The sequence below is a fragment of the Haloferax sp. Atlit-6N genome, from assembly GCF_003383195.1.
GTDB classification, from domain to species: domain Archaea; phylum Halobacteriota; class Halobacteria; order Halobacteriales; family Haloferacaceae; genus Haloferax; species Haloferax gibbonsii.
Genome location: NZ_QEQJ01000002.1, coordinates 127,611 through 143,131, shown reverse-complemented (window position 1 = coordinate 143,131; position 15,521 = coordinate 127,611). Strand labels below are relative to the sequence as shown.

At 67.3% G+C, this 15,521-nt stretch carries 21 protein-coding genes; 4 read left to right on the top strand and 17 right to left on the bottom strand.

The features are described 5' to 3' along the window. Window positions 1-28: 28 nt before the first annotated feature. Together DEQ92_RS09890 and DEQ92_RS09885 are read left to right on the top strand one after the other, a co-directional pair. The gene (locus tag DEQ92_RS09890; RefSeq protein WP_115820715.1) at window positions 29-721 is read left to right on the top strand and encodes an SDR family NAD(P)-dependent oxidoreductase; all 693 of its coding nucleotides are present in this window, start codon (window positions 29-31) and stop codon (window positions 719-721) included. A 75-nt stretch (window positions 722-796) separates the two neighbouring features. Next, window positions 797-1,618, top strand: a complete 822-nt coding sequence (locus DEQ92_RS09885) for a hypothetical protein (protein WP_004974979.1) — start codon at window positions 797-799, stop codon at window positions 1,616-1,618. A 19-nt stretch (window positions 1,619-1,637) separates the two neighbouring features. On the opposite strand, the gene DEQ92_RS09880 is transcribed toward DEQ92_RS09885, so the two are convergent. From DEQ92_RS09880 to DEQ92_RS09870, 3 genes are all read right to left on the bottom strand, one after another. Next, on the bottom strand, window positions 1,638-2,948 hold the full coding sequence (locus DEQ92_RS09880; protein WP_004974977.1) for a phosphoribosylamine--glycine ligase: 1,311 nt from the start codon (window positions 2,946-2,948) through the stop codon (window positions 1,638-1,640). A gap of 63 nt (window positions 2,949-3,011) precedes the next feature. Then, window positions 3,012-3,386, bottom strand: coding sequence for a hypothetical protein (locus tag DEQ92_RS09875; protein ID WP_004974976.1), 375 nt, complete (start codon window positions 3,384-3,386; stop codon window positions 3,012-3,014). Beyond that, the gene (locus DEQ92_RS09870) at window positions 3,374-4,381 is read right to left on the bottom strand and encodes a PGF-CTERM sorting domain-containing protein (RefSeq protein WP_004974975.1); all 1,008 of its coding nucleotides are present in this window, start codon (window positions 4,379-4,381) and stop codon (window positions 3,374-3,376) included. Before DEQ92_RS09870 ends, DEQ92_RS09875 begins: the two co-directional genes overlap by 13 nt. A 180-nt stretch (window positions 4,382-4,561) precedes the next feature. On the opposite strand from DEQ92_RS09870, the gene DEQ92_RS09865 reads away from it, so the two are divergent. Then, window positions 4,562-4,720, top strand: coding sequence for a DUF1059 domain-containing protein (locus DEQ92_RS09865; protein ID WP_081605197.1), 159 nt, complete (start codon window positions 4,562-4,564; stop codon window positions 4,718-4,720). 50 nt (window positions 4,721-4,770) lie between these two features. Next, the gene (locus tag DEQ92_RS09860; protein ID WP_008095356.1) at window positions 4,771-5,172 is read left to right on the top strand and encodes a universal stress protein; all 402 of its coding nucleotides are present in this window, start codon (window positions 4,771-4,773) and stop codon (window positions 5,170-5,172) included. Between the two features lie 30 nt (window positions 5,173-5,202). On the opposite strand, the gene DEQ92_RS09855 is transcribed toward DEQ92_RS09860, so the two are convergent. The 14 genes from DEQ92_RS09855 to DEQ92_RS09790 all read right to left on the bottom strand — a co-directional run bounded on the left by DEQ92_RS09855 (window position 5,203) and on the right by DEQ92_RS09790 (window position 15,519). Beyond that, window positions 5,203-5,892: a hypothetical protein gene (locus tag DEQ92_RS09855; RefSeq protein WP_004974969.1), complete on the bottom strand. Its 690-nt coding sequence runs from the start codon at window positions 5,890-5,892 to the stop codon at window positions 5,203-5,205. Between the two features lie 116 nt (window positions 5,893-6,008). Then, complete coding sequence (locus DEQ92_RS09850) at window positions 6,009-7,250, bottom strand: TIGR00300 family protein (RefSeq protein WP_004974966.1); 1,242 nt, start codon at window positions 7,248-7,250, stop codon at window positions 6,009-6,011. 102 nt (window positions 7,251-7,352) lie between these two features. Next, window positions 7,353-7,841, bottom strand: a complete 489-nt coding sequence (locus DEQ92_RS09845) for a hypothetical protein (protein WP_050459670.1) — start codon at window positions 7,839-7,841, stop codon at window positions 7,353-7,355. 70 nt (window positions 7,842-7,911) lie between these two features. Beyond that, a complete protein-coding gene (locus tag DEQ92_RS09840; protein ID WP_050459671.1) occupies window positions 7,912-8,853 on the bottom strand; it encodes an alpha/beta hydrolase in 942 nt (313 codons plus the stop codon). After that, a complete protein-coding gene (locus tag DEQ92_RS09835) occupies window positions 8,850-9,206 on the bottom strand; it encodes a hypothetical protein (RefSeq protein WP_050459672.1) in 357 nt (118 codons plus the stop codon). Before DEQ92_RS09835 ends, DEQ92_RS09840 begins: the two co-directional genes overlap by 4 nt. Window positions 9,207-9,307: 101 nt before the next feature. Next, the gene (locus DEQ92_RS09830; RefSeq protein ID WP_050459673.1) at window positions 9,308-10,030 is read right to left on the bottom strand and encodes a hypothetical protein; all 723 of its coding nucleotides are present in this window, start codon (window positions 10,028-10,030) and stop codon (window positions 9,308-9,310) included. Window positions 10,031-10,194: 164 nt separating this feature from the next. Beyond that, window positions 10,195-11,664, bottom strand: a complete 1,470-nt coding sequence (secY, locus tag DEQ92_RS09825) for a preprotein translocase subunit SecY (protein WP_004974957.1) — start codon at window positions 11,662-11,664, stop codon at window positions 10,195-10,197. Between the two features lie 3 nt (window positions 11,665-11,667). Next, window positions 11,668-12,165 (bottom strand): uL15m family ribosomal protein, encoded by a 498-nt coding sequence (locus tag DEQ92_RS09820; protein ID WP_004974953.1) that lies wholly within the window; start codon window positions 12,163-12,165, stop codon window positions 11,668-11,670. Then, entirely contained in the window at window positions 12,162-12,626 is a 465-nt protein-coding gene (locus DEQ92_RS09815) for a 50S ribosomal protein L30 (RefSeq protein WP_004974952.1), read from the bottom strand. The genes DEQ92_RS09820 and DEQ92_RS09815 overlap by 4 nt, the downstream gene beginning before the upstream one ends. Continuing rightward, on the bottom strand, window positions 12,626-13,270 hold the full coding sequence (locus DEQ92_RS09810) for a 30S ribosomal protein S5 (RefSeq protein ID WP_049905066.1): 645 nt from the start codon (window positions 13,268-13,270) through the stop codon (window positions 12,626-12,628). Before DEQ92_RS09810 ends, DEQ92_RS09815 begins: the two co-directional genes overlap by 1 nt. Continuing rightward, window positions 13,267-13,821, bottom strand: coding sequence for a 50S ribosomal protein L18 (locus DEQ92_RS09805; protein ID WP_004969595.1), 555 nt, complete (start codon window positions 13,819-13,821; stop codon window positions 13,267-13,269). Before DEQ92_RS09805 ends, DEQ92_RS09810 begins: the two co-directional genes overlap by 4 nt. Then, window positions 13,821-14,276: a 50S ribosomal protein L19e gene (locus DEQ92_RS09800; protein WP_004974946.1), complete on the bottom strand. Its 456-nt coding sequence runs from the start codon at window positions 14,274-14,276 to the stop codon at window positions 13,821-13,823. Before DEQ92_RS09800 ends, DEQ92_RS09805 begins: the two co-directional genes overlap by 1 nt. Then, on the bottom strand, window positions 14,276-14,983 hold the full coding sequence (locus DEQ92_RS09795) for a 50S ribosomal protein L32e (protein WP_004974943.1): 708 nt from the start codon (window positions 14,981-14,983) through the stop codon (window positions 14,276-14,278). The genes DEQ92_RS09800 and DEQ92_RS09795 overlap by 1 nt, the downstream gene beginning before the upstream one ends. Then, window positions 14,983-15,519 carry a 50S ribosomal protein L6 gene (locus tag DEQ92_RS09790; RefSeq protein WP_004974940.1) on the bottom strand — a complete coding sequence of 179 codons (537 nt, stop codon included), beginning with the start codon at window positions 15,517-15,519 and terminating at the stop codon, window positions 14,983-14,985. The genes DEQ92_RS09795 and DEQ92_RS09790 overlap by 1 nt, the downstream gene beginning before the upstream one ends. Window positions 15,520-15,521 lie beyond the last annotated feature (2 nt).

Here is a 15,521-nt window from a genome sequence, read left to right as displayed (position 1 = left end):
TAGGCTCGGTCCCTCCTTACGGCCCCGCATGAACGACACCACCGCGGTGGTCACGGGTGCGAGTTCGGGAATCGGCGCGGCGGTCGCGCGCGCCCTCGGTCGCGCCGGCGCGACGGTCGTCGCCTGCGCCCGCGACGGCGACGCCCTCCAGTCGGTCGTCGACGACATCGAGGCCGGCGGCGGGACCGCGAGCGCCGTCCGCGCCGACGTGCGCGACGAACTCGACATGGAGCGCCTGATAGAGACGGCGGCCCGCGCCGGCGGGCGCATCGACGTGCTCGTCGCCAACGCGGCGGTCGCCCACGGCACGCCCGGCGAGATGCCCGCGCCCGAGGAGTCCTACGCGGCGTTCGACGACACCCTCCGAACCAACGTCCGCGGCGTCTTCGCGGCGGTCAAAGAGGCGCTCCCGCACATGGCCGACGACGGTCGGATCCTCGTCCCCTCCGGCTCTATCGCCCGCGAGGCGAAGCCGGGAATGGGGGCGTACGCCGTCTCCAAGGCGGCCGCCGAGGCGCTCGTCCGGCAGTTCGCCGCCGACTGCGACCGGACCGTGACGGTCGTCGACCCCGGCCTCGTCGCCACCGACCTCACCGGCGGGCAGGGCCGCGCCCCCGACGACGTGGCCGACCTGTTCGTCTGGGCGGCGACCGACGCCGACCCCGCCGAGTTCGACGGCGACATCGCGGACCTCAGAGCCTGGAAGAAAGCGACGCGGTGAGGGTTCTCGCCGCTTCGACTCCCCCATCCCGCCGGAACCGCGCCCCTTATTAATCAGAACCAGTTCGTTCACAATATGAACCGTTCGACGGCCATCGGCGTGGGGAGCGTCGTGGCACTCGTCGCGCTCTCCGCGTACGCCGCGAGCGCCGAGGCGCGGAACCTCCTTATCGTCTCGTGGGCCGCTTTCGGCGCGATGGCCCTCGCCGCACCGTTCGGCGCGCGCAGCCGGGCCGAACACGCCGAGGGGCTCGTCTGGGGCTACGGTCTCGCCAGCGGCGCGATGGTGACGAGCGCCGCGGTGTTTCTGGTCCCGCAGGCGCTCGGTCACCACCCCCAGTTCGGTGGCTTCGGCATCGCGTTCGGTATCCTCGTCGGCTTCGCCGCCCACACCGTCGGCCACCGCTTCGCCCACATGGACCTGCCCATCGACCGCACCGTGGCCGAACTCTCGGCGCACGCGGTGTCCGCGGGCGCGATTATCGGCATCGTCTACGGGAACATCGACGTGGGCGTCGGTCTCGGCCTCGCCATCGTCTCCCACAAGGGACCGGCCGGCTACGCCGCCGCCCGCCGGCTCTCGGGACGAGGTGAGTCGGTCGCCCCGCTTCTCCTCCCCGCGGCGGGCCTCGGCATCGCCGCCATCGTCTCAAGCGCCGTCTCGCTTCCGGCGACCGGCGCCTTCCGCGGGCTCGTCTTCGGCTTCGCTTCCGGCGTCTTCCTCCACGTCGCCATGGACTTCCTCCCGCGCTGTGAAATCGGTAGCGAGATTCACGAACTGCTGTCGGTCGAAGACGACCACGCCCACGCGATACTCGACCGCCTCCGAGTCCACGCCGCGCTGAGCACCGGCGTCGGCGGCCTCGCCGTCTTCGCCGCGTGGCTGGTGCTCAACTAATCGACTCCCGACGAATCGACTACTCGCCGGCCGGCCCGAGGTAGCCCCACGCGAGCAGTCGGTCGCCGTCGCCGTCTACCCAGCGCTCGCCGATGTCGTCGCGGTAGTACAGGTTCGGGATGACGATGTCGTCGACGCGGTCGTACGCCCGTTTTCTCGCCTCCTGCATCGTCTCGCCCTTCCCGGTGACGACGAGCGGGATGCCGCTTTCGCCGGCGGCGCGCCACTGCCCGTCGACGAGTTTCGCGTCCTCGATGTGGACGCCCTCGCGGCTGTCGGTCTCGAAGACGACCGCCGCGTTCCGCGAGTTCTCGTCGTAGGTCTTCTCGTCGGTGAAGGGAAACGGCGGCAGGACGATGCGGACCGCGATTTGGTAGCCGCCGTGGACCGATAGCTCGGGGTCGTTGCCGTGGGCGAGGTCGTAGAAGAACTGCGCCGTCGACGACTCGAAGGACTCCTCTTGGAGCGTAATCGTCGGGTAGCCGAACCGCGGCGTGAACTCCAGCGGATAGATGCCGTGTTCGTTGACGATGCAGTTGATGTCGATGCTCCCGACGTAGCCCTCCTCGGCGAGCCACGGTTCGAGCCGACCCAGCGTCTCCTCGAACAGCCGGTTCCGCCCGGCCCAGAACATCGACGTGCCCATCTCGCCGGTCGAGGGGCCGATGTTGCCCGGAAAGAGCTTCTTGTGCTCGAAGTTGAAGTTCACCGGGTCGACGAACGTCTCCCCGTTGAAGAAGCCGCAGACGGCGATTTCGACGCCTTCGACCTTCCGCTGGAGCTGAAAGCCCTTCATGCGGTGGCCCCACGCCTGCTTGTACGCGCGGAGCACCTCGACCACGTCGCTGCCGTCGTCCTCGTTGCCGACGTAGAGGAGGCGCTTGACGTTCTGCACCTCGCCGAGCGGCTTGATGACGTAGGGGGCGCGGTTCCGCCGGACGTACTCGATACCCTCGTCGAAGTCGTGGAAGACGCGCTGTTCGACCGTGTTCACGCCGTGGGACTCCAGTACGTCCATCGCGTAGCCGCGGTCCTCTTCGAGGCGGTCGGTGTTGGGCGTCCCGCCGACGACGGCGTGTCCCTCCTCGCGGAGTTCCTGCGCCAGCGCGCCGGTGCCGATGTCGGAGCCGACCCAGATGTCGTCGAAGACGGTCACGTCGGCCCACTCGACCTCCGCGCGCCAGTCGTCGGTCTTCGGGACGAAGCCGTCGCCGATCTCTTTGTCGCGCTCGGCCTCGATGTAGTACCGAACGTCGTGGCCCTCCCTGTGGACCTGCCACGCGAGGTCGGTGATGAGCGCGGCGTCCGCCGACACGAAGAGAAAGTTCATATCCCACGACTCGGGCGGCGGCCTGAAAACTGTGTGTGTGGTGAGAGGTAGCTCGGCAACCGCTCAGTCGCTCGCCAGTCGGCGAAGCTGGACCGAGACGCCGAGCGCCGCCCCGAGGAGCAACACGAGGTTGAACGCCGCTTGGAACGGCGCGCGGTACTCGGGGTTCACCCACGTCGTGATGGTCTGGCTGGCGTTGAGGTAGAACTGTAACGCCGCGATGAGCGCGAGCAACAGCAGCCCCGCGAGGACCGCGTAGTCGAGGTAGCGTCGCATCCGCTCCGCGAACTCCCGGTTCTCGCTTTCTTCCTCGTCGGTCGGCTCCGGGGTGGGCTCTCGAAGCCTGTCCACCCCGGACGCGTCATCGTCGGCGGTCGGTGGCTCGTCGGTCGTCGACTGCGCTGTCTCCGTCGGCGTCTCGTCGCTCATTTCGACCACCTCCGGGCGGCGAAGACGGCCGCGAGCAGTCCCACGACCGCCACTATCGGCCCGAAGCCGGGTGCCTGCGAGGAGGTCTCGGTCTGCTCGTAGTCGGTTCGCTGCGGCACGTCGCCGTCGCCGTTCTCGAAGTCTTCGACGCGGAGTTCCACGTCCTCTCTGGTCTGGTTCACGCTAATCGTCCTCGTTGGGTTCAGGTTCGCCGCGCCGCGGGCGGTGTCGATGACGACCCCGTCGCGGAGCAACACGGCGTCGATGTAGTAGTTGTAGTCGTTCGGGACGCTCGCCGACGCGTCCACCGTCTCGGTTCGGCCGGCCGCGATGGTCCCCGCGTCGACCGTCGTCCGGGAGGCCACGATGTTCGATTCGGCCTGCCGGAGGACGAACATCACCGAGAGGTCCTCGGCCGGGTCGTCGCCGGCGTTCGTCAGCGTCGCCGTCAGGTCGAGCGTCGTCCGGTCCTCGCCGGCCTCGGCGACGGCGAAAGAGACGGGCGGGAGCGCCTCGCTGTCGGTGAACGAGGTGGTCGACCGGAGGTACGGCGGCTTGATGGCCGAGACGCCGCGGACGCTCTTTCGCGCCTGGTCGACCCGCTCGTCGTCGCTGTAGAGGACGACCTCGATGTCGTAGCCGCCCTCGCGGGGGACCGTGAGGTTGGTCGTCGTCGCCACCTCACCCGTCTTCGAGAGCGTCCCGACGTCGAGTTCCTGCGTCGTCGTCAACAGCCCCGACTCGGCGTCGACGGCGCGGACGAGGACGCTCACGTTCTGCGTGGGATTTCCTCGGTGGTCGATGCGCGTCTCGATTTCGAGCGTGACCGTCTCCCCCGTCGCCTGTCCGGCCGCGATGGAGACGCCGGCGACGTCTACCGGCCCGGGTCGGACGGGGCCGTCGTCGGTCGGGTCCGCGACGACCCCCGGAACCACGGCGGCGGCGACGAGCGCCACGACGACGACGCCGACCGCCCCGGCGGTGAGGAGGGCGTTTCTTTCCATACCCGACTGACATTTACGGCCGGGTATATGTTTTGTCCCCGATGGGTCGGCGGAGCGGGCGACACAACGGCGACGCCGCGGCCATAGAGACACCGCGGCCGCGGGGACTCGCCCGTCAGCGGGAGTGTCACGACGAGTGTGAACACACGCTTTGCTCTCGGGGCGCCTATCTCTGCTGCCATGTCGAAGGCGATGCAACAGGCGACGTGTTCGTGCGGGTTCAGCGTGACCTCCGAGAACAGAAACGAGGTCGTGAAAGTGATTCAGGAACACGCCCACGACGAGCACGGGAAACAGATGACGAGAGACGACGTGCTGGCGATGATGAAGCAGGCCTGACGAGCGCGGTCGGGCGTGGATTTTTATAGGACGGCGTAGCGATATGTGGCATGGCAACATACGTTATCGGGACGAACTCGGTCCACACCAGCGCCGAAGTCTGCGACTATCTCTCCCGGCGAATCGACGCCGGCGACGTGCTCCACGTCGTCAACTCCCACCGCGGCGGCGACGAGACCGACAGCGAGGACGTTCGCGACGGCGAGGACGCCCTGAACGTCGTCGTCTCCCGTCTCGGCGACCTCGTGGACGTGGAGACTCACCAGTACATCCGCGGTAACGACGCCGCCGACGACATCCTCCAGTGCGCCGACGAACAGGACGCGGACGAAATCGTCATCGGCGTCCGAAAGCGCAATCCGACCTCGAAAATCGTCTTCGGCAGCACGGCACAGGACGTGCTGTTGAACTCGAACATCCCGATGGCGGTCGTCCCGCTGGAAAAAGTCTAATCGTCGCGTCCGAGGTCGACCGCGGCCGCGTTAGTCTCCGGCTCGGTACTCGACGAGTACCATCTCGAACGCGGGCTCTTCGTCGCCTTCCTCCTCGTAGAACGCCATGTAGCCCGGCAGCGGGCTCTCCGGCGTGACGCAGCTCTCCCAGAAGACGCTCCCGTTCGTCCGGACGACGAAGTTCGCGCACTCCAGGCCGGCGTAGGTGGATATCTCCTCGACTTTGAAGCTCACGTTGCCGTTTTCGCCCGAGGCTTCCCAGCCGTCGCCGACGCGGAGCGTCTCGCCGTCGACCCCGCTGTAGTACGGCGAGTCGAAGCCGATGGTAGCGACCGAGCCCGACGGGCTTCCGGCGAGTTCGCCGTAAATCTCGTCCGGCGGCGCGCTCACGGTCTGCTCGCTCGTCGTGTTGGGCGTGACCAGTTTCGTCCGAATCGTCACCTCGTCGTCGGTCGCGGAGACGACCTCCCACTCGTAGGTGGCGGTGCCGTCGATGCTCGGACTCGTGATGTCGTAGCGGTAGTACTGCCCGGTCCGGTACCGCTGGTCCCACGTCCCGTTGAACGAAAACGAGGACCGTTCGGCGTCGCCGTCGCCGCTCTGGTCGGCCGATTCGCCGTCGGTGGCTGTCGCGGTCGCGTCTGTCGCACCCGTCGATGCGTCGGTCGCGGTCGTGGCGTCGCCGCCGACGCCGCCCCCGCACCCGGCGAGGAGAACCATGAGTGCCGCGAGAAGCACTCGCGCTGCTGTGGGTTGCATACAGGACAGAGAGGCCACCCGGGGTCATAATAGACACGTCAGACGGGGCGGCGCGGGGCGAACCGCGAGCGACCCGCTCAGTTCTCGCCGTCCGCTTCGAGCACCTTCTCGGCGAGCGTCGGCACGAACGTCCCGATGTCCGTGACCATGCCGATGGCCTGCGAGGAGCCGCGGTCGAGCAGTTGCGTGACGGTCGCGGGGTTGATGTCCACGCAGACGGTCTTCGCCGTCGAGGGCAGGCAGTTCCCGACGGCGACCGAGTGCAGGAGCGTCGAGAGCATGAGCACCATGTCGGCGCGGTGGGCCTGCTCGCGGATGGCGTTCTGCGCCTCGATGGTGTCGGTGATGGTGTCGGGAAGCGGGCCGTCGTCCCGAATCGACCCCGCGAGGACGTACGGCACGTCGTTTTTCACGCACTCGTACATCACGCCCTCTTTGATGAGTCCCTCCTCGACGGCCTCGGCGATGCCGCCGGCGCGGATGACCTCGCTGATGGTGTAGATGTGGTGTTTGTGGCCCTTTCGGGGGTGTTCCATCGTCTCCATGTCCATCCCGAGTGAGGTGCCGTACAGCCCGCGTTCGATGTCGTGGGTGGCGAAGCCGTTGCCGGCGGAAATCATGTCCACGTAGCCCTCGCGGACGAGTTCTGCGAGCGCGTCGCCGCCGCCCGAGTGGATGAGCGCCGGCCCGGCGACGACGAGGACGTTCCCGCCGTCTGCCTTCGTCTCGCGGAGCGCGTCGGCCACCTCGCCGATGAGCGATTCCGAGGGTCGCTCCGAGGAGACGCCGCCCTGCATGAACCCGAAGGGACCGGAGGCGTCGCGGGGCCGTTCCGGCGGCTTGACGCGAATCCCCGCCTCGTCGGTGACGACGAGGTCGCCCTCCTCGATGCCGTTGAGTACCTTCGTGTAGGCGCGCGGCCCGGTTTCGGTCTCCTCGATGACTATCGCGCAGTCCATCTCGATGTCCTCGACCGGGAGCCACTCGCCTTGATACCGAACGTCGGTCGGGTGGTTCGTCGTCGAATAAAAGCCCACGGGGACGACCCGGTCGGCCGGCGAGGCCTCGACGCGGGCGTCGACGGGGTCCGTGAGGTTCGCGCCGATTTGGTGGAGTTCGTGCAGTATCTCCTGGAGGGTCTCGCGGTCGTCCGCGGACACCGACATCCGGCAGTAGGAGGTCTCGTCTTTCTGCCGGCCGACGTCGAACTGCTCGACGTCGAAGTCCCCCCCGAGGTCCATCACGATGCCCATGGCCTGTTGCATCATCCCCGAGTCGATGATGTGGCCGTCGAGTTCGACCGTTCGCGTGAACGTCATCGACGGAGAGACGGGAGAGGCGGCAAAGTGGGTTACGGACGCGATGACGCGGAGAAAAGACGGAGTCGGACGGAGTCGGACGGAGTTCGGTTCGGCCCGTGTTCAGAGGAAGAAGCCCTTGAACGTGTTGGCGACGGTCCAGACGACCTGGTCGACGGGGTGGCCCTTCTCGCCGGAGACGCGGATGCGGTCGTCGGCGAGGGCGTCTTGAACCTCCGCGAGCGGGTCAGGCGAGTCGGCGATGGTTTCGAGGGTCTGTCGGTCCGTCGTGATTCGGGTCGACGCCTCGTCGTTGGGGCCGGTGGAGATGTCGTCGATGCGCATGTCGTCTTGCACCGACGCCGAGAACACGTGGGTCTCGTCGCCGTCTTCGACGTAGACGTTCACCGTCTTCCCGGCGATGAGGCTCCGCGCGAACGAGACGTCGAGCTGTTCGACGTTATCGTTGTACAGCGCGACGCCCTCTTCGAGGAGCTGTTGCATCTCCTCGTCGCTCGGCGTCTCGGACTGTGCGAACACCGGGGCGGACGCGGCCACCGCGACGAGCGCGACGGCGAGGAACAACGAGACGAAACGTGTGGATGTGGACATTTCTGTGTGGTATAGGCCGGGCGAGGACATAATGGTTCGCGCGAGCGTTCAACGAGGTGACTCGTCCCCGTCAGCGAACCGTTCGAAGGAACGACAGGAGGTGGCCGAACGTCTGTTCGAACGCCCGGTCGTAGTGGTCGAAGTGACCGGCGGGGAGTTCGACCAGCGTCGACTCCGGTAACTCGTCGGCGAGGGCGGCGACCGCGTCGGCGGGCGCGAGGTCGTCGCGCGTCCCCGAGACGAGGAGCGCCGGGCAGGTGACGGCCTCCGGGTCGGGGAGCGCCCGGTAGCGGAGCAGCGAGAGGAACAGCCGAGCGGGTGTCTCGTCTCGCCACGCGCTCCCCGGGGGCACGAGGTCGCGGTAGGCGGCGCGCACGCCGGGGTCCTCGAAGACCGCCATCGACGAGCCGTCGCCGACGACGGGGACGCGATACGGGCCGAGGAGCCGCGACTGGAGTTTGTCGCGGACGGCGGCGGCGACCGCCGCGAGCGTCCCTTTGACGCCTCGGCCCCGCGTGACCCCCTTCCCGTCGAGCATGGGGTTCTGGGCGACGACCGCGGCGACCCGACCGTCTTCGGCCGCCGCGCGGAGCGCGTAGCCGCCGGAGAGCCCCGCCCCCCAGAGGACGAGCGAGCGCGAGTCGATTTCGTCGCGCCCGCGGAGTCCGTCGAGCGCGGCGTGCCAGTCGGCGACCTGCGAGTCGGGGTCCACGAGATTCCGGGGTTCCCCGTCGGAATCACCGGTGTTCCGGTAGTCGAAGAGGAACGCCGCGTAGCCCGCCTCGGCCAGTCGCTCGGCGTAGGGGCGGAGACCGAAACGACGCTCCGCGGCGAGTTCGCCCGCCATGACGACCACCGGCGGCGACTCGACGCCGTCGGGGCGGTAGAGCCAGCCCGCGCAGTTCGTCCCCTCGCTCTCGAAGGTCAACGCGACGCGGGAGTACTCGAAGTGGGAGGGTCGGCGCGGACCGCGCGCGGCGGGCGGCTCGCCGCGGTGACGCCACGCGCTCACGCGTCTCCCTCCTCGTAGAGGCTGTCGAGAACGCGTTGGGACAGTTCCTCGTCGTCCAGCGAGTAGTCGTTGTACGCGCGAATCCAGTCGGCTTCGAGCGTCCACGTCGCCTGCACGTCGCCCTCGCTTCGGAGCACCGTCGCCTCGACGGTCCTCGGGTTGAACTCGTCGTCGCGAGCGAGGTCGAGGAAGGCCGTGACGGCCCGCCCCACTTCGCCGTGGTCGGGTTCGACGTCCGGGAACGCCGTGAGATAGGTCAGCGAGACGGCGTCGTCGAGCGAGACTGACTCGACGCTGATGCCGTTGCCGCGGAGCGCCTCCTCGACGGCGGCCGTCGGTTCGAGGTCGTTCATACCACGCGATACGACTGCCGGCGGCTAAACGTTTGCCGCGAGACAGGACGACGCGCGGGCCCGACCGACGGTGTCGAGCCGGGTCGGCAGGGGGAAACGATTCAGTCCGCGGTCGCGCCGGCCCGGCGGAGCGCGTCGTGGAGCGAAAACAGCGGTTCGATGTCGCCGGCGGCGTAGTCGACGAGGAGCCGAGTGAGTTCGGCGTGCGTCCGCGTGTGTCCGAGCCCCGCGACCACGCCGTCGACGTACGCCTCGCCCAACGCCTCCCCGACGTGGGCTCCCTTGACGTGGCCGTCCTCGATGCCGAGGCGTTCGAGGTAGCCCGCCGGGAGGTCGTAGTCGTCGTACCAGACGGTCGGCTGGTCGACGCCGGCTTCCTTGCACGCCTTCCACAGCGCCGGAATGTCGCGGTTCGGACGGACCGCCTCCGGGTACGCGTCCGCGGCGAGGGTTCCGAGGTCGACGTGGTCGGCGAACAGCGCGTCGATTCGACGCGGCGCGTCCGCCCAGACGCCGGCGTCGGCGACTCGGTCGGCCCACGCGCGGAGGTGGTGTTCGTCGAAGTACTCGCCGTTGTAGGTGACGACGCCCTCGTCGCGCGCCTCGCACCACTCGACGACCCGTCGGAGGAGGTCGGCGGTGTGTTCAAGCGACCAGTCGCCGTCGCGGAGGAGCACTTCGACTTCGACCTCGGGGTCGTCGCCGTCGCCCCGGTGGCCGAGGCCGACGGCGACCAACTCGAAGTCGTCGGTGTTCCGGAAGTCGCTCGGCGGGCCGTTCGGGCTGGCCGTCTCGATGTCGACTGCGAGTCGCCCCTCGTGCATACCCCGCTGTTCCGGCGGCGGCAGTCAAAAGTGGCCGGATTGTCCGGCGGTACGGTGGTTCGAGGCGGTCGCGCCGCTCTCGGTGCGAGCGCGTCAGAAATGAGGTGATGTGGAAGTGACGTTCGCCGCGAGCGTGCGGCGGCAGTCGAGCGCGTCGGTGCTCGCTATTCGGAGCCGAACATGTTGCGCATCATCGGGTGCATCTCCATGAGCTGTTCCTCCGCGATCTCCTCGTACAGCTTGTACGTGATGGAGACCGTAAGGAGCAGCCCCGTCCCGGAGACTGCGCCGATGGTGCCGAGCATGTTCGCCATGACGGCGAGCAGGCCGACGAGCGCGCCACCGATGACGGTCACTTGCGGGATGTACCGCTCCATGACCTTCTCGATGACCTGCGGGTTGCGTCGGAACCCGGGAATCTGCATCCCGGAGTTCTGAATCTGTCGCGCGGTCGATTCCGGACCCATGCCCGTCGTCTCGACCCAGAATATCGCGAACACCGCGCCACCGACGATCATGAAGACCAGGTCGATGAGCACGCGGATGGCGATGTCGAGCGGGTCGGCCGACGTGAGCCCGAGGAACCACATCCAGTCGGACCGCGACTGGATGGGCGCGAGGTAGTAGAACAGGCCACCGGTGACCTGCCCGCTCGTGTACTGGCCGAGCCACGCTGGCATGGCGGCCCACGAGTTGTTGAGGATGCGCCCGAGGAACTGGATGTTCGCCTGCAGGGCGCGGACGAGGATCATCGGCAGGACGCTCGCGTAGATGAGCTTGACCGGGAAGCGACCGCGGGCACCCTTCACGCGGGCGTGCGAGAGAGGAATCTCGACGCGGACGCTCTCGGCGTAGACGACGATGCCGAAGATGAGCACCGTCGTGACGAGCGCGAGCAGCTGTCCCTGACCGAGGAATATCGTCGACAGCAGGTCGGTCGGCGAGGCCGGCAGTTCGATGGCACCGGTGACGATGCCGATCCACGTCGGGAAGAACCCGGACGCGCCGCCGAGGCCCTCCCAGCTGAACAGCCCACCGACGAGCTGCTGGCTGACGCCGGCGATAATGAACAGGCCGACCCCGGAGCCGACGCCCCACTTGCTGACGATCTCGTCCATGAACAGGATGAGGACACCACCGACGGCGATCTGCGCGAAGATGAGTCCCTTCACGCCGAGCGTACCGATGCCGAGCGACGCCGCTACGGCCTGGTCGGCCGGCAGGAAGTTGCCGGCGAACACCATCGGTAGACCCGTCAGGACGATCATGACCCCGACGAGCAGCTTCTGCAGACCCTGATAGAGGATCTGGTCGCGCGGGTTGTTGTCCGTGTCGAGCCCGAGCAGGTCAGCACCGCCAAGCAGTTGTAGGACGATGCTCGCCGTGACGATTGGACCGATACCCAGTTGGAGCACCGAGCCCTGCTGGCCGGCCAAGATGGACCGGAACTGACCGAACAGGTCGTTCGCGGTCGCGGCGTCGACGCCGAACAGCGTCACGTTCGTCAGGAAGAAGTACAGAACGAGGATACCGCCAGTCCACCCGAGCTTCCGGCGGAACGGTACGTGTCCCTCCGGTCGGGCGACTGCGGGCATCCGCGCCAGCACTGGTTCGGCGGCGTCCTTCCATCCCATGATTTATTCCTCGTCGTCCTCGTCGGCGTCGGCCGATTCCTCGGCCTCCGCCGCTTCTTCGGCGCGTTCGGAGAGTTCGGCGTTGCCGCCCGCCTCTTCGATGAGTTCGACGGCACCGGCGGTGAAGGCGTCGGCGACGACGTGCAGTTCGTTACGAACCTGCCCGCCACCGAGCACCTTCACGACGTCCGCTTCCCAGCCGTCCTCGGCCACGTCGCGGGCGTCGATGGTGTAGGTGTCGCCGTCCTTCTCGGCGACTCCGTCGGCCGCGAGGAGCGCCGCGTCCTCGTCGAGCTTCTGGATCTTGACTTCGGCGACGTCGTCCTGCAGGACGTCCGGTCGCTTGAAGCCGTGCTTGCCGAGCGGCTCGTAGTTGTGGAACTCGTGTTTGTCGCGTCCGGCGCGGCCGCGACCGCCGCGGTGACCGGCACCGCGTCGGTTCTTGTGCGTACCGCCGCTGTGCGTGCGGGAACCGCGTTGGCGTCGCTTCTTGGACGTCATCGCATGTCCTCCAGGAGCTCGTCGATCTGTTCGGTGCTGTGCTTTCCGAGTTGGCCACCTTCCTTGGTGACGTGCTTCTGTCCGCGGTGACCGCCGCGCGGCGGGTGCAGACGGAGCACGGGGGAGACGCCCTGCTTTCGCAGCGTCGTCTCCTCGTCGACGATGGCCTGCGCGAGCGCGGCCACGTCGTCGTAGTCGGTGTTCTCGGAGACCCACTCGTCGGTGATGTCGCCGTCGCCCTGCTCGGGCTCGGCGCGCGTGCTGATGAGGGTCTCGACGACGTCGACGCTCGGCTCGCCGTGCGCGACGAAGTCGTTGACCTTCGAGATCATCCCGCGGTAGGCGTCCGTTTCCGGCACGAACGTCGCGTGGTTCACGCGGTGGATGTTGAGCATCGAGAGCGTGTCGCGGACGTCCTGTGCGATGTTGACCTCACCGCGAAGCTGAACGATAGCCTGCATTATTCGCGCACCTCCTGACGCACTTCACGAGCGCGCTGCGGCGTACGAGACTGCGACGCGTTCTTGAGCGCGTTGTAGGTCGCCTTCGCGAGGTTGACCGTGGTCCGGGTGTTCCCGTCGCTCTTGGTCCAGGCGTCCTGGATGCCGGCGAGTTCGAGGATGTTCCGGACGGTCTCTGCGGCCGCGAGGCCGAGACCCTGCGGGGCGGGGATGATGCGGACCGTCACGGAGCCGGCCTTGCCCTCTGCCTTGCGCGAGAGGGAGTTGAGGCCGCCTGCGCGGTCTTCCCACGACCCCGAGCCGCGGTCTACCTTGATGATGTTCAGTTTCGCCACCTCGATGGCTTTCTGGATGGCACCGCCGACCTGGTCGTCGCGGGCCTCAGCGTAGCCGAGGTAGCCGTCACGGTTCCCGACTGCGACGACACACCGGAACTTCACCCGGCGGCCGGAGTCGGTCATGCGCTGGACCATGTTGATGTCGAGCACCTCGTCGTCCAGTCCGGGAAGGAGCTGGTCGACGAGCTGGGGTTCCTTGAGCGGAAGTCCCGTCTCGAGCGCCTGGTCCATCGACGTGACGTCGCCGTTCTGCACCATGCGGCCGAGCCGCGTTCGCGGCTCCCAGCCGTTGTTATTTCTGCTCATTCGTCCTCCTGAAGGTTCCCGAGCACTTCGTCGAAGTGGTCGGGGAGGTTCGTGGCATCGAAGTCTCCACTGTAGAGCGGCTCGTCGAGCTGCTCTGCGTACTCGGCGATGTGGACACCGCGGTTGCGGTCCCAGTCAGCGAGTACTGCATCGTTGTGGGGGATTTCGAGGCCAGCGTCGATAGCACCCTCCTGCACCGCGAAGACCTTGTTTCCGGGCGTGGCCGTGTTGAGGCCGATGTCGAGGACCGCTTCCTCGACGCCGGCGGCCAGCGCCCGCTTACCTGCCAGATACCCCGTGAGGTACGCGCTCGGGAGGTTGCCCGTGGGGGCTTCCCAGCCGTACTCGTCGAGGTCGGCAGAGGTCGCTGCAGCGTGGGTCTCGTCGCCCTGCGGGCCCGGAGTGACCAGCTGCGCCCTGACGTGCTTGTTGCTCACGCGAGCAACGAGGCGGGGCTTGCCCGATTTCAGCAGGCGCAACCTTTGATGGTAATCGGTCCGGACTTCGCGGCGACGCCGCATCGGAACCTTGTATCGTGGTCCGGTCGCCATTATTGAATCTCCACCTGGTAGTTGTTCTGAATGTACGCTTCGAGCCGGTCCACGCTATCGAATTCGCCACCGGACGCCTTGTTGTAGAGCGTGCGGTACTGGGAACGGTCGAGCGTTCCGTCCTCGCGAAGCTCCTTCAGGCGACGGCGCTGGGCGCGGATTCGGCTGACCCATGCGTCTTTCTTGTTCTGTCGAGCGCCGGAACGGCCCTTGCGGGAGCCGGCACCCTTGCGGTGACCGTAGGAACGCTTGGCGGCGCGCTCGCGTGCGCGACCCTTCGAGTTGCCCTTGGCGTCCTTGGCGCGAATCGTGCCCTCGTCGACGAGTTCACGGATGTCTTCGCGCGTGATGGCCTCCGCGATTTCGGCCTGTTCCTCTGGGTCGAACCAAACTCGACCCTTGCCGACGTCGAGGACGTCGGCCGCCATTCGCTTCTGCGCTTTGAGGTCCGTCATCAGTTGTCCACCTCGACTTCGACGTAGGTGGGGTTGAGGACGCGAATCTCGCGGTCCTCACACGCTTCCTCGATGCGCTCGCGCTTGCGCGCGCCGACCGAGGAGGCGATGCGAACTGCCTGCGTATCGCCGTCGATGCCTTCGAGGTCGTCCGTGTTGAACACGCGGACCTCCTCGAAGCCCGACGGGTGCAGGCCGCGGGCGGCCTTCGGCGTGCGGTAGCCCGCCTCGACCTTGGGGCCCTTGCCCTTGATGCCGATACGCTGTTTGGAGAGCCCACCACGGGGGCGACGCCACGACGTGGGCGTGCGCTTCTTCTTGTGGTGGTCCTGCCGGTTGAACTGCGGCTTGCCCTCGCGGCGCTTCTGCGCCAGGGCTTCCGCGGTTTCCTCGTCGAGCTGGGGCTTCTTGTCCGCGTGACCGCGGGGCTGAAGCTCCGTCTCGACCTCTTCGGCTTCCTCTTCCTCTGGCTCGGCTTCGGACTCGTCTTCGACTTCGGCCTCGGCCTCGTCGGAGACCTCGAGGCCACCGACGTCGGCTTTGATACGCGCGGCGAGCGCGTTACCGATGCCGTCGACCTCGGCCAGTTCGGACTGGCTCGCGGCCTGTACGTCGTCGACGCTCTCGAAGCCGGCTTCGCGGAGTGCGTCGGCCTTCGACGGGCCGACGCCGCTGATGTCTTCGAGTTCGGTGATTTCTTCCGACATTAGGCATCACCAGTCTGCGGTTTCTGGGTGATGTACACGCCGTCGGTGAACACGCGAGTGTCCTTGTCCTTGACGCGGGTGAGTTGTTCGATGTCGGCGGCGGTCTGCCCGACGTCCTCCTTGTTGGAGCCCGTCAGGGTGAGTTCTTCGCCGTCGACCTGTACGTCCGTGTCGCCGCGAATCTGCGCTCGTCGCGGGGACTTCTCGCCGAGGAAGTTCTTGATGACCACGTCGCTCCCTTCGACACTAACCTGCATCGGGAAGTGAGCGTAGTGGACTTCCATCTTGTACTCCCACCCCTCGGTCGCGCCGTGAAGCATGTTGTTCACGTGGCTCTCGAAGGTACCGATGGTCGCGTTGGTCTTCGCGTTCTCGACGTCGCTCTCGATGACGATTGCGTCGTCTTCGGCGGAGACCGAGACGTTCGGGTACCAGAGGCGCTTGGTGACGCTTCCGTTGGGGCCCTCGATGGTGAGCTCGAGGTTTTTGACCTCGGCGGATACCTCGTCCGGGATTTCGATTTCTATTCGGCTCATTG